Here is a 14,035-nt window from a genome sequence, read left to right on the forward strand (position 1 = left end):
GTAGAAATAATCTATACAAAAAAAGCAAACTTTGAGAAGTCATTCAATCTTTGAACCTTGGTTCTTGTTTTCAAAACAGAATATTCTGATGAATATCTCCTTGTCCGCTCCCCCAACTAAAAGCAGTGATTACAAACGATCTACAACTCCCAGTATTCAAATGCTGTTTTTCTTGCAGGTTGATTCCCAGTAATGACATAAACGGTCCGGCAACACATGTCCCATGCCTCCCCGGAAAAAGAACCAGGTACTCCTTTCCATTCTCTTTTCACCAGGAAGTAAGCATGATTTAGGTTTGTACTACCAGATTTGAGATAAAGGAGGAGGAGAAGTGAAAAGTGTCGTTATAACCAAGTTTGATGAATTCAATGATATTGACCGTCTTCTAATGGATAAGTGGGAAAAGCTGTTATCTGATAGTGAAGTACCAGAATACAATCGCAGTATCATCACCTCATCATGGAAACGATGCCTGGCTAAAAAAATTGATCCGTTGCGCAAAGAGGCGGATGTAATTTATTCTGGGGATGATCTGAAAGAGCAGCAGGAAAAAAATCAATTTTTGCTGGAAATCGCTTCGCCATATATTGATGAGTTGTTTGAATACTATTCAGGTCAACCTACACTTGTCATGCTTACTGATCCAAAAGGGATTATCCTTAAGGGGATTGCGACTTCTGAAGCATGGGCTAAAGTAGATCCTATCCGTTTCGTTCCGGGAGCGGATTGGAGCGAAGAGGCAAGCGGAACAAATGCAATCGGTACTGCGATTATTGAAGGAAAACCGACTCAGGTTTTTGCAGCTGAACATTTCTGCCAAGGATGGCATCCATGGGTATGCTCGGCAGCACCCATTCGCGATCCCTTTACCAATCAATTGCTGGGTGTATTGGATTTAACAGCAGAAAAAAGGCTGGTTCAAGCCCACGATCTCCATCTTATCACAAGCCAAGTGCGTAAAATCGAACATGAAATAAGAAATATTATTTCTAAACAGAATTTAACGTTAATTGAAAATATAATGGATATCATCCATGACCCTTTGGTCATTTTTGATGCACAAGGCAGGATCACCCGTTATAATAGCCCTGCATTACATCTTCTGCGTATTCAGTCCGGTGAATTCATCCAAACCCTTTTTGGCTGTTCCATGAATGATATAAAAGATAAATCATGTACTATGAAATTATCGAAACACGGTCAGGAATGGGCTGTGCAGTTTCAACCTTACAAAATAGACACACGTTTTATGGGCGGTATGGCTTTATTTAGAAAAATAACCCCTTCCAATACCAAATTCAAGCAGCTCTCTACCACTTCTTTGTCCCTCCCTGCTTCTTCAACAAGATACCGCTTTGACCAGATCATCACCCGCAATCCGAAAATGAAGCATGTGATTCAATTAGCCAAAAAAGCAGCGTTTTCGGATAAAACGTTGTTGATTACCGGCGAATCAGGAGTGGGCAAGGAAGTATTTGCTCAATCGGTTCACTCTTTAGGTCCACGAAACCGCTTTCCGTTTGTTTCCATCAACTGTGGTGCGATCCAGCGGGATTTGTTGGCCAGTGAACTGTTTGGATATGCCCCCGGTACATTTACCGGTGCTGATCCAAAAGGGAAAAAAGGCAAATTTGAACTGGCTCACAAAGGAACTCTATTCTTGGATGAAATCGGCGAGCTGCCCTTGGAAGCTCAAGCCTATCTTTTACGCGTTCTGGAAGAACAAGTTGTAGTACCTGTGGGAGGTAGTGACCCAATTCAGGTTGATGTTCGAGTCATTGCCGCAACGAACAGAGATCTTGCCCAAGAAGTAAAAAATGGTAATTTCAGAGAAGATTTGTTTTATCGTTTAAATGTTCTTCACCTTGAAATTCCACCATTACGCGAACGAAAAGAAGATATCCCTCTGTTGGTCAACCATTTTTTATACAGTCAGAAAGAAAAGGATCAAATACAATTGATTGATACTTCAGCATTGGAAAAATTGATGCAGTACCACTGGCCTGGGAACGTTCGCCAATTAAAAAATGTCTTGGATAAAGCGATGTTTCACGACCAGGACGGTTGCATTTCCGAGGAAGATCTGCCAGCAGAGATCATTGGTTCCGCTAAGCGATGCGAGAATAAGGCCAGTGATGGTGATTTTAGAGACAAGAAACACAAATTGTCCAATCCAGTTATAACGAAGGAAATGTTGACTCAAACACTTAAGTTAACCGGTGGGAATATATCAAAAACAGCTCGCTTGCTACAGGTCTCCCGGACGACCATCTATCGAAAAATGAGTAAATTCGGTCTTTTGATGTAAACATGTACATGTTCACCTCCATTATGTGACACTTTCTGTGACAGGCTTGGAAAACACGTTATTTCTTAAAAATAAAAAGAATACTTTATTTACCGGCAATCCGGTCTTTTTTTTTTGCCGTTTCTCCTTTGGCATCTATCTTGCTTAATACTTGATGCGAGGAGGTGACTCACCCATAAAAGGGGCCTTCCATCCGTTTGACATGGATGCAAAAAAGTTCAGCTTTTCAGGGAGTAAAAAAGCAAGGGAGGAGATGCCAATGACGAACAAAAACACGATCCAACCAAGAATTTTGGCAATCGATGCCGGTGGTACCATGACAGATACGATTCTCGTCAACGAAGAAGGGCAATTTGTCGTTGGAAAAGCACAGTCCAATCCTGAAGACGAATCGATTGCTTTTATCAATTCCCTCCGCGACGGGCTAAATTACTGGAATTTGACGCTCGAAGATGCGGTTCCGGCATTGGCTTCAAGCATTTACTCAGGAACAGCCATGTTGAATCGGCTATTGGAAAGAAAAGGGCGGAAGCTCGGTCTCATTGTAACGGCAGGGTTTGAAGATTACTTGCGTATGGAGCGGGGTATTCAGACATATCTAGGCTATTCCTATTCGGATCGTCTGCATCTGGTAACCCATCGACACAACGAACCACTTGTTCCGCGTGAGCGTATTTTCGGGGTTCGAGGAAGAATCGACTTATTTGGCAGCGAGCAAATTCCGCTTTATGAGAATGAAGTACGTGAAGCAGTCCACAAGTTGATCGATATGAATGTTGAAGGGATTTGCGTCAACCTTTTGCATTCCTATGTCAATCCGGAACATGAAAAACGTGTAAAAAACATTGCCCAGGAAATCATCCGTCAACGTGGAGCTGATACGCTGTTGTTTATCTCTTCCGAGTTGTACCCCGTATCGCAAGATTTTGCCCGTCTAAACACAGTACTGGTGGAAGCCTACGCTGCCGATCCGTCACGAGATCAGTTTAAACGCATTAACCGTAAGATGCGAGAGTTAGGGGCCAATCACGAGTTACGCGTGATGGCATCCCATGGAGGAACCATTTCTACAGAAGCGAAAGAATTGGCTCGTACCCTCGTTTCCGGTCCGATCGGTGGTGTGGTGGGAGCCCAATACCTAGCTAAGGAGCTGGGATTCGAAAATGTTGTCTGTACTGACATCGGCGGTACCAGTTTCGATCTCGCCCTGATCACTGGAGGACAATTCACCATCAAGACTCAGCCGGACATCGCCAGATTTATGCTCAAGTTGCCTTTGATCGAGATTGACTCTGTCGGAGCAGGTACTGGTTCCTTTGTCCGGTTGACGCCCAGCTCAAAGCGTATTGAAATCGGTCCCGATTCCGCCGGCTATCGAATCGGTGTCTCCAACCCGGTTAGCGGTTTGTCTACGGTGACCATCAATGATTGCAATGTCGTACTTGGCTACCTCAATCCAGACAACTTCCTGGGCGGAGATGTAAAACTGGACAAGGAACGGGCGTATAACGCGATTAAAGAGCAAATTGCAGACCCCCTCGGGCTCGACGTGTATGAGGCGGCAGAAGGTATCATTTCTCTGTTTGAAGATCATCTGCGAAACGAAGTAATTTCTCGCGTATTGGGAAAAGGGTATGCCCCAGAAAACTATCGCCTCATTTCCTACGGCGGAGGTGGCCCAGTACACGTCGCTGGATACACCGCTGGTTTGAACTTTGAAGATATTTTAGTTCCGTCTTGGGCAGCAGGTTTTTCGGCCTACGGCTGTGCATGTGCTGATTACGAATACCGCTCGGATAAAACCGTTCAGGCGCAAATCGCTAATCTGGAAGACAATATCACTCCGTTTGCCGAAACGATCAATTCTGCCTGGCGGGAATTAAAAGATCGGGTCATCGAGGAGTTTGCGAAAAGTGGCGTTAAACCTGATCAAGTAGAATTTCGCCATTTGCTCCGGGTTCAGTATGTTGGCCAATTAAATGATGTTGAAATCCTCTTCCCAGGTGACGAAATAAAAACGGCAGGGGATGTCCAGATTATTATCGATCGTTTTGAAGAAGCGTATGCAAAAATGTATTCGCGGTCTGCTCGGTCACCGGAGCTTGGTTATCTTGTCACTACGGCGATCATTACGGGTGTCACCGAGAGCGAAAAGCCAAAGTTGCCGACAGAACCTCTTGGACCGGCTACACCTGATACAAAATATCAGGAAACACGCCTTGTATATTACAAGGGAAACTGGGAACAGGCAAATGTTTATCAAATGGATCACTTGCGCCCTGGAAACACGGTTTATGGATTTACCATTATCGAATCGCCAAATACCACCTTTGTCGTTCCGAAAGGATACAAAGCGTATCTTGATGCCCACCGTATTTTCCATTTGAGTCCAGAATGATCCGAAGGAGGTTTTCTGCGATGAACTTGAAAAAGGAAACTTTGGTGAAGAAAAAAGGAATTGGTTGGAACGGGATGCGGCTGAAGGACATGCTGGAGCAGTCAGAACAATTGTTTCGTGAGACCAAAAGGTACTGGGGAATCGAAAAGCTGGAATTGCGAGAAAAAGATCCGATTCGCTATGAACGCATTTTTTCCTCCCTGCGCGGCGGCCTAGTCAATGCCCGGGAAACAGCTTTGAACATTTCCGCTTCCCCGATTGTGAAAGAGATCGGTGAACTGTGTTTTGCCCTATATACCCCGGAAGGGGATTCCATTGTCCTGTCTACAGGGATTATTGTCCACGTACACACCATGAGTGACGCCATTAAGTACATGATTCGCAACAACTATGAAGAAAACCCCGGCATTCGTCCTGGAGACATTTTCTCCAATAACAATTCCATTATCGGTGATGTTCATACCGCCGATGTACACACCATTGTTCCTATTTTCTGGGAGGGTGAACTCATCGGTTGGGCCGGCGGTGTAACCCATGAGATTGATGTTGGTGCGGTAACACCAGGTTCGATGGCTTTCGGGCACGAAGACCGTTATGGTGACGGGTTGTTGCTCTCTTGTGAAAAAGCTGGAGAAAATGATGAATTTTACCAAAGTTATTTAAAGAAATGCGCCGATTCAGTTCGGGCAGAGCGATACTGGCTATTGGATGAACGAACACGTCTGGCTGGCTGCCATATGATCCGGGACCAGGTATATCGGGTCATTCAAGAAGAAGGTATTGAAACCTATAAACAGTTTATCCGGGAAGTCATCGAAGAAGGACGGCGCAGTTTTAAGGAACGTGTAAAAGAAATTTTGTTTCCCGGCACCTATGAATCCCCCCGTTTTACTGACGTGCCATGGAAAAATGATCCGACTGTGTCGGCCAAAGCACGGCGAGATCTAATCATGCATGCCCCGTTGACGCTGAAAGTCAGTGCTGATGGCGAGTTACACATGTCATTTGAAGGAGCCAACAAATGGGGGTACCACTCATTCAATTGTGCACCATCCCCGATGCAAGGAGCACTTTGGGTGCAGTTGACCCAAACGCTCATTCCCAATGACAAGATCAACGACGGCGCTTACTACGCAACCTCACTGAAATTGCCTTACGGTTCATGGTGTAACCCTGATTATGAAAAAGTGTCCACCACACTATCCTGGCATTTTCTGATCCCGGCATTCAGCGGTATGATCCGCAGTCTAGCCCGTGGTTACTATGCCCGTGGTTACCTGGAGGAAATAAGTGCCAGCTTCCCAATGACGGGGAACATTCTGCAGGGCGGTGGCGTGAACCATTTTGGCGTTGAATCCGCTTTCACCAACTTTGAAATGTCTTCAGAAGGAACTGGGGCCATGTACTTCAAGGACGGGGAAGACTGTACGGCTGCAATGTGGAATCCCGAAGGAGATATGGGAGAAGCAGAAACTTGGGAGGTACTCGAACCGCTCCTCTACCTTGGACGTAGTATCAAGCCGATGACATCTGGTCCTGGAAAGTACTGTGGCGGAGCTGGAATCGAGACTGTGCGTATGCTTTACCGTACGAAGCAGCAAACACTCTTTAACGGATTGGCTGATGGACATGTTTTTGGTAGTGCAGGCATTTTCGGCGGGTACCCAGGAAATGCTGGATATCGCCACAGCTTGCACGGCACGAATATGAAGGAGATTATTGCTAAGCAACTTCCTTACCCAACCCATGACGGGGACCCTGAAAATTCAGAAGTGGACCGCTTGGTTCAAGCGCGGGAAAATGTGTTTGACAAGATTGCAACGGCGGGGCCGCAGCTTTTTGAAGAATACGATATATATGTCTCCGTGCATCGTGGCGGTCCTGGTCTTGGAGATGTCCTCGAACGCGATCCGGCACTGGTCGAGGCTGACTTGAACAGCGGAAAACTTCTTCCACGGTATGCCGAGTCGATTTATGGCGTAGTCGCAAAGCAGAACGACGAGGGAAAATGGCAGGTAGACCATAAGCGTACCGCAGAAAAACGAAAGGAAATGCGGTTAAATCGCTTGAAAAAGGCTGTACCGGTCAAGGAATTCATGAAGAAAGAGCGCGAACGTATTCTGAAGCGTGACTTTATCGAACCTGTTCGGGATATGTATCAGAGCTCGATGGAATTGTCATCGGAGTGGCGCGAAAAGTTTATCACGTTCTGGAATTTGCCGGAAGATTTTGAGATGTAAAGGGAAAGGAAGCGTGATGAAGTATGCGAGAGTATGATCTGGAGACATTAAGGCAACTGAAACGCGGCGAATTACCCTTTGAAAAAGTTCACGAAATGCAGTCCTCCCACAAGGACCGGGACCGATTTCTCAAGATGCTGGCCATTGCTCAAGAGTCGGTGCCGTGGAACGATCGGATCCTTCTGCCTTATGCTGAACATCTGTATGTGGTGGAAAAGCCAGATAAAAGCCGAGTTGTGAAATGCGATTGCGGTTATGAGTTCGGTGATGTCAAACAAAATTGGAAATTGTCAGCCCTTGTGTATGTCCGTGACACCAAGGAAAAAATCAATGAAATTTACCCGGACAAAATGGGATGCGATCCTGATTGGATGCACATTCGTGAGTACATTTGTCCAGGGTGCGGAGTCCTTCTGGAAACTGAAGCAGTACCGCCGGGTTATCCCATTGTCTTTGATTTCCAGCCTGATATTGACACTTTCTATGAAAAATGGCTGAACCAACCTCTCTCTAAGTAATAAAGTTACAAACTGAACTCTGCAAAGTATTTGTTCCTTTAAGAAAATACTTTGCAGAGTCCTTCTTCCTCTCATTAAACATATGGATGGGTGAGTGCACGGATGGAGCGAAAAATCAAAGAGGGAGCGGTGATCTGGGAGCCGCCATACGATTTTCAGCATAATTCCAATATTTTCCGCTATATATCCTGGCTTAAGTACAAAAAAGGGCTTTCTTTCCGGGATTATCATCAGCTATGGAAATGGTCAGTGAATGACATTACTGGATTTTGGGAAACAATTTGGGAATATTTCGATATCATTGCTTCCAAACCGTATAAGGCTGTTCTAGAAAATCCGGTTATGCCAGGAGCCAAGTGGTTTCCCGGAGCCGAGCTAAATTACGCTGAACATATCTTTCACAATCGAGATCTGAAAAAAACAGCACTGATCCATGCTTCAGAGCTAAGGCCACTGGCTCACATGACTTGGCGTGAGTTGTACGATCAGGTAGCGGCAATGAGGTTGGCACTTAAGACTCTCGGGGTAACACGCGGAGACCGTGTTGTTGGATATTTGCCCAATATCCCTGAAACAATAGTCTCTTTTTTGGCTTGTGCCAGCATTGGCGCCATATGGTCGAGTTGTTCACCTGATTTTGGCAGTTTATCTGTTATTGACCGTTTTAAACAAATTGAGCCAAAGGTGCTCATCGCAACAGATGGTTACCGATATGGCGGAAAAGACTTTGTACGAACGGATGTAATCAAAGAAATTCAGCAAGCGATTCCCACCTTGCGAAAAACAGTAATCGTCCCTTATTTATCTAATCACCCCAACACATCACAGCTGGCCAATGTGGACCGGTGGGATGAGCTTATAGCGGCAAACCGCGGGCAAGCATTAACCTTTGAACAAGTGCCTTTCTCTCACCCGCTTTGGATTTTGTACTCCTCAGGGACAACGGGAATCCCTAAAGCGATCGTCCAAGGACACGGGGGAATCTTGCTGGAACATTTAAAGATGGAAACATTTCATATGGATCTGAAACCGAATGATCGTTTTTTCTGGTTCACGACCACAGGTTGGATGATGTGGAATGTTGTCGTCAGCGGGTTACTGACAGGAGCAACTGCTATATTGTTTGACGGGAATCCTGGCTATCCGGATCTAAATACGTTGTGGAAGCTGGCTGAGGAGACCCAGATGACCGTTTTCGGAACCAGTGCCAGTTTTATCAAAGCTTGTATGGATGCCGAGATTCATCCCGGACGCAATTTTGATCTTAGCCACTTAAAGAGTATCGGATCCACTGGGTCACCGTTATCGCCCGAAGGATTTCAATGGGTGTATGATCACGTCAAAGAAGATTTATGGTTGGTGTCGACAAGCGGCGGAACAGACCTGTGTTCCGCTTTCGTCGGAGGATGCCCACTCCTTCCGGTCCGTGCCGGCGAAATTCAATGCCGGGCATTAGGGGCAGCTGTAGAGGCTTTTGACGACAAGGGAAAGTCTGTGACAGATACCGTTGGTGAATTGGTGGTAAGGAAACCCATGCCATCCATGCCCCTCTTTTTATGGAACGATATTCATGGTTCGCGATATCAAGAGAGTTATTTTGACATGTATCCAGGGGTATGGAGACATGGTGATTGGATAAAAATCACCCGGGATGGAGGCTGTGTCATCTACGGCCGTTCCGATTCCACGATCAACCGTGGTGGAGTCAGAATCGGTACCAGTGAAATTTATCGGGCAGTTGAAAGCATTCCGGATATCGTGGATAGTCTGGTGATTGATGTGCAACGGAAAAAGAGTGAATCAGAGATGTTGCTGTTCGTTGTCCTGAAAAATGGAAAAACACTTGACGAAGAACGAAAGAAAGAGATCAAACAACGAATTCGAAGTAATTGTTCACCCAGACATATCCCAAATGATATTTACGAGGTTCCCGACATACCGCGGACATTAAATGGTAAGAAATTGGAGGTGCCCGTGAAAAAAATATTGCAGGGAGAACCGCTTGAAACCGTAGTGAATAAAGGGGCTTTAAGCAACCCTGATTCTCTTCAGTTTTTCGTCAAGCTTCAGGAAAAATACACAAAGGGTGCATAAACGTCCTATCCATGCAATTCCTATCCATACGATCCCACCAGAAATAAAGGTAGATGAATAGAACCAGCCAAAGTCATCTTCTTTCTGATCAGTATTGTAGTTTACAATAAAGAACACAGGGTGAATTGATTTTCCCTGTGTTCTTTTTGTTGGGGTTTATTGGCCATCATTCACACTGAAACAGATGTCTGCAATCCCTCTTGTTCAATCTGCTTTCGTACACGTTTTCGCCAAAGGATACGTTCAAACGCTCCCCAAAGACTGGAAGTACAGTAATAGAGCGAGATAGCTACAGGTGCTGACCATAAGATAAGCAATGACACACCTGTAATCAAGTAAAACGAAAAATGGGATGGTGATGAAGAGGTCGTTAAATCACCAGGAATGAGAGTGATTTTAGACAATAATCCACTTAAAATAGCAACCACAATCGGCAGGATCATAAGAGGATCAGGAAGACCAATACTGCTTACCCATGGGACCAAAACCGAATGGGCTGTTGGACCCAGATGGCGAAACAATGCATACACGGTCATAAAGATGGGGGCCTGAATCACAACCGTTGTCAACATCCCCAATGGATTAAACCCTTTTTCTTGCATCATCTTGGCCATTTCTTCCGCCATCTTTTCCTGATTTCCTTGCATACGTTCCTTTAACTCGGCCATTTGCTGTGAAAACAAATATTGTTTTACAGCAAAATCGGATTGCCGACGTGAAAAAGGAATCAAGCAAAGCCGTACCAATACAGTAAACAAAATAACGGCAAGCCCCCAATCACCTACTCCGTGCTCCAGTAGGATAAAAAAAGGTTTGACCCATTCCATCAATTGATTGATCAAGTGGTATACCTCCCTTGTTTTGTTTTTTACAAAACAAGGGGCATGGTATCGCTCTCTTGATCATCCTCTCCTATTCGTAAACGTTTCGTAAAAAATATTTGGATCCGCAAGAAAACAGCAGGTGAAACACGTGAAAAACAAAGCCGTTTGGGAGAAGAAGATGGTTCCATTCCCAACGGTTTTACCTGATATTGGACTCGCCACACGATCGCACTGATAAACATGGCCATGAATAAAATCATCCAATTACAGGTAGACCAAAGATCGAGTTCCATTCTTCTCCTCCCTCTCTTCATCATTCATATCCAGTTTATCACAGACAATCCCCAGATTCTATCTATAAAAAACGGTCCGCTTTTTACTTCCATGCTTTCAAACGTTTCAGTGATTGCCAGGCAGAAAAGGCAAACAACAGGCTAATGACCCCGTGAAATATGGATTGGATAAAAAATAATTGGAATACTCCGTCTGCAACCAATAACAATGTAACTAAGTAGTATACTGGCAATTGAAATGGTTTACCATATATTTCATAAATGGTTATAAAGAAATATAAACTAAAAATCAACATATGCACGGCATAAACAGGTTCTTGAACCACAAATAAGGAATGAATGCCATAAAAAAAACTGATCAACATAAATAAAACATAAATAGCTACCAAAGTTATTTACCTCCCTCTCCACAAAAAGGAGCTCGTCCCGAATGGGACGAGCTGGTCGCTACACTCATACACCAATCTGTTCGCGAATCAGCTTATTGACCAACTGTGGATTGGCTTTTCCTTTTGTCGCTTTCATCACTTGCCCAACAAGGAATCCAATCGCCCGGTCCTTCCCATTTTTGAAGTCTTCAACGGATTGGGGATTATTGGCCAACACTTTTGCAACTTCTTCTTTCAGTTGACTTTCGTCGCTAATTTGAACCCAACCTTTTTCTTCCACAATTTGTTTTGGTTCTTTCCCCGTATCCAGTATTTCTTTAAACACTTTCTTTGCTAACTTCGAGCTGATGGTTCCATCTTGGATCAGGCCAATCATCTGAGCCAAATGTCCAGGCGTCATTCTCACTTGATGCAGCTCTAATCCTTCACTATTTAAATAACCGAGCAAGTCACTTATAATCCAGTTTGCCGCAAGTTTAGGATCTGCTTTTTCAACGACCGTCTGCTCGAAAAATTCTGCGGTCGCTTTGGAAGCTGTCAAAATCCCCGCATCATAGCTGGATAGCCCAAAATCACGCATATATCTCTCTTTTCGGGCATCCGGCAACTCCGGAATAGACGAACGGATCTCTTCCTTCCAGGCTTCATCGATATAGAGACGAACCAAATCAGGCTCTGGGAAGTACCGATAATCATGAGCTTCTTCTTTGGTACGCATCAATTTGGTTCGGTTTTCATTTTCCAGCCAGCGCAACGTTTGTTGGACAATCTCCTCACCGCGATCCAGCATTTCAGCGTGACGTTTTTGTTCATACTCAAGTGCCCGTTCCACATTGCGGAAGGAGTTTAAGTTTTTCAATTCGGTTTTTACACCAAATTCCTTACTGCCTGCAGGACGTAAACTGATATTGGCATCACAACGCAAAGATCCTTCTTCCATCTTTACGTCGGAAACCTCAATGTATTGCATAATCGCTTTGAGTTTTTCCAAATAGGCTTTTGCTTCTTGCGGAGAGCGCAAGTCAGGCTCTGAAACGATTTCGATGAGTGGTACACCGACCCGGTTATAGTCCACCAGTGAAGCTTCTCCATCTTCCTCATGGTTTAACTTCCCAGCATCTTCTTCCAAATGCACACGGGTAATCCCAATTCGTTTCTTTTCGCCATCCACTTCGATTTCAATCCACCCATTTTGTCCAATGGGCTGATCATATTGTGAAATTTGATACGCTTTCGGCAGGTCTGGATAAAAGTAGTTTTTCCGATCAAATTTACTGTATTCAGCGATTTCGCAGTTGAGAGCCATTGCCGCTTTGATCGCATAGTTCACCGCTTCACGATTCAGTACAGGCAACACTCCTGGGTGTCCTAAACAAACAGGGCAAGTGTGTGTATTGGGAGGGGCACCAAATTCAGTCGAACAGCTGCAAAAGATTTTTGTTTTGGTCGACAGCTCGACGTGTACTTCCAATCCAATCACTGTTTCATATTTGCTCATACACGGATCCCTCCCACTTGCGGTACTGGCAAACGCTCACTTGCCTGTTCAAAGGCATGTGCCACACGTAGAATGGTTGCTTCATCAAATGCTTTACCAATGATTTGCAAGCCAACAGGCATACCTTCCGACAAACCACAAGGAACACTGATCGCAGGTAAGCCTGCTAAGTTTACAGGGATAGTCAAAATATCATTCAGATACATCGTTAAAGGATTATCTATTTTTTCTCCGATTTTGAAAGCAATCGTTGGCGCGGTCGGTCCTACCACAACATCATACTTCGCAAAGATTTGCTCAAAATCTTGCCGAATCAATGTCCGCACTTTTTGCGCTTTCAAGTAATAAGCATCATAGTAACCAGAACTTAGCGCATAGGTTCCTAACATAATGCGCCGTTTTACCTCTGGTCCAAATCCCTGGCTACGCGTTTCAAGATACAGATCCAACAGGTTTTTTCCTTCTTTACGCACACCATACCGAACGCCATCATACCGGGCCAGGTTGGAAGAAGCCTCAGCTGGTGCAATCAAATAATAGGTAGCTACTGCATAATCAGCGTGTGGCAAAGACACTTCTTCAATCACTGCACCCAGTTCTTCCAGTTTGGCAAGCGCATTTTTCACCTGTTCACGAACACCTGGCTCAATGCCTTCTCCCATCATTTCTTTCGGTACTGCTACCTTTAACCCACGAATATCCCCGGTCAAGTGAGAAAGATAGTCCGGTACATCCACTTTCGCTGACGTGGAGTCCTTGGCATCATGCCCGGCAATTACTTGCAAAACATAAGCAGCATCTTCCACGTTTTTGGTCAGTGGTCCGATCTGGTCTAAAGAAGAAGCATAGGCCACCAATCCATAGCGGGATACACGGCCATATGTAGGTTTTAAACCAACCACACCACAAAAAGCTGCAGGTTGACGAATCGATCCACCCGTATCCGATCCCAAGGCAAAATATACTTCACCTGCTGCAACAGCCGCTGCAGAACCACCACTTGAACCACCAGGTACCCGTTCCAAATCCCATGGATTATGGGTCGGATAGAAGCCAGAGTTCTCATTGGATGAACCCATGGCAAATTCATCCATATTGGTTTTTCCCACGGTAATGGTTTGCGCAGCAGCCAACTTCTCTACAACTGTTGCATTATAGATTGGCTGATAATTCGCCAATAGCTTACTTGCACAAGTGGTTCTCAAACCTTCTGTACACAGATTATCCTTTAATCCAACAGGCAAAGCCGCTAACAAACCACGTTTTTCTTCTTTAGCCAGCTCGGCATCCAGTTGATCTGCTCTCTTTCTGGCTCCCTCTTCATCTACCGTCAAGAAGGCCTTTACTTGACCATCGACTTCTTCAATGCGTTTCAGCGACTCTTCCACCAAATCTTTTGCTGAGAGTTCACGTTTGGCCAAACGATTATGTATTTCAGTTAAGGGTAAACGCAAAAGCGACATAGTTCTCCTC

General features: G+C 44.9%; 10 protein-coding genes. 5 read left to right on the forward strand and 5 right to left on the reverse strand.

The window, feature by feature from the left end:
- Positions 1-331 precede the first annotated feature (331 nt).
- The 5 genes from BMZ78_RS00300 (at position 332) to BMZ78_RS00320 (ending at position 9,558) form a co-directional block, all read left to right on the forward strand.
- The gene (locus BMZ78_RS00300) at positions 332-2,308 is read left to right on the forward strand and encodes a sigma-54-dependent Fis family transcriptional regulator (RefSeq protein WP_093226987.1); all 1,977 of its coding nucleotides are present in this window, start codon (positions 332-334) and stop codon (positions 2,306-2,308) included.
- A 259-nt stretch (positions 2,309-2,567) separates the two neighbouring features.
- Entirely contained in the window at positions 2,568-4,706 is a 2,139-nt protein-coding gene (locus BMZ78_RS00305) for a hydantoinase/oxoprolinase family protein (protein WP_093226988.1), read from the forward strand.
- Between the two features lie 20 nt (positions 4,707-4,726).
- Positions 4,727-6,946, forward strand: coding sequence for a hydantoinase B/oxoprolinase family protein (locus BMZ78_RS00310; protein ID WP_175482213.1), 2,220 nt, complete (start codon positions 4,727-4,729; stop codon positions 6,944-6,946).
- 23 nt (positions 6,947-6,969) lie between these two features.
- Complete coding sequence (locus BMZ78_RS00315) at positions 6,970-7,464, forward strand: acetone carboxylase subunit gamma (protein ID WP_093226991.1); 495 nt, start codon at positions 6,970-6,972, stop codon at positions 7,462-7,464.
- 102 nt (positions 7,465-7,566) lie between these two features.
- Positions 7,567-9,558: an acetoacetate--CoA ligase gene (locus BMZ78_RS00320; protein ID WP_093226993.1), complete on the forward strand. Its 1,992-nt coding sequence runs from the start codon at positions 7,567-7,569 to the stop codon at positions 9,556-9,558.
- A gap of 170 nt (positions 9,559-9,728) precedes the next feature.
- Here the strand turns inward: BMZ78_RS00320 and BMZ78_RS00325 are convergent, their stop codons facing one another.
- The 5 genes from BMZ78_RS00325 to gatA form a co-directional block, all read right to left on the reverse strand.
- Complete coding sequence (locus BMZ78_RS00325; protein WP_093226995.1) at positions 9,729-10,400, reverse strand: YidC/Oxa1 family membrane protein insertase; 672 nt, start codon at positions 10,398-10,400, stop codon at positions 9,729-9,731.
- A 26-nt stretch (positions 10,401-10,426) separates the two neighbouring features.
- Entirely contained in the window at positions 10,427-10,675 is a 249-nt protein-coding gene (locus BMZ78_RS00330) for a hypothetical protein (RefSeq protein ID WP_093226996.1), read from the reverse strand.
- Positions 10,676-10,758: 83 nt separating this feature from the next.
- Positions 10,759-11,064, reverse strand: coding sequence for a hypothetical protein (locus tag BMZ78_RS00335; RefSeq protein ID WP_093226998.1), 306 nt, complete (start codon positions 11,062-11,064; stop codon positions 10,759-10,761).
- Positions 11,065-11,128: 64 nt separating this feature from the next.
- Positions 11,129-12,562, reverse strand: coding sequence for an Asp-tRNA(Asn)/Glu-tRNA(Gln) amidotransferase subunit GatB (gene gatB / locus BMZ78_RS00340; protein ID WP_093226999.1), 1,434 nt, complete (start codon positions 12,560-12,562; stop codon positions 11,129-11,131).
- Positions 12,559-14,025 (reverse strand): Asp-tRNA(Asn)/Glu-tRNA(Gln) amidotransferase subunit GatA, encoded by a 1,467-nt coding sequence (gene gatA, locus BMZ78_RS00345; protein WP_093227001.1) that lies wholly within the window; start codon positions 14,023-14,025, stop codon positions 12,559-12,561. Before gatA ends, gatB begins: the two co-directional genes overlap by 4 nt.
- Positions 14,026-14,035: the final 10 nt, after the last annotated feature.

Origin of the sequence: Thermoflavimicrobium dichotomicum (genome assembly GCF_900114055.1) — a bacterium.
Taxonomy (GTDB): Bacteria; Bacillota; Bacilli; order Thermoactinomycetales; family Thermoactinomycetaceae; genus Thermoflavimicrobium; species Thermoflavimicrobium dichotomicum.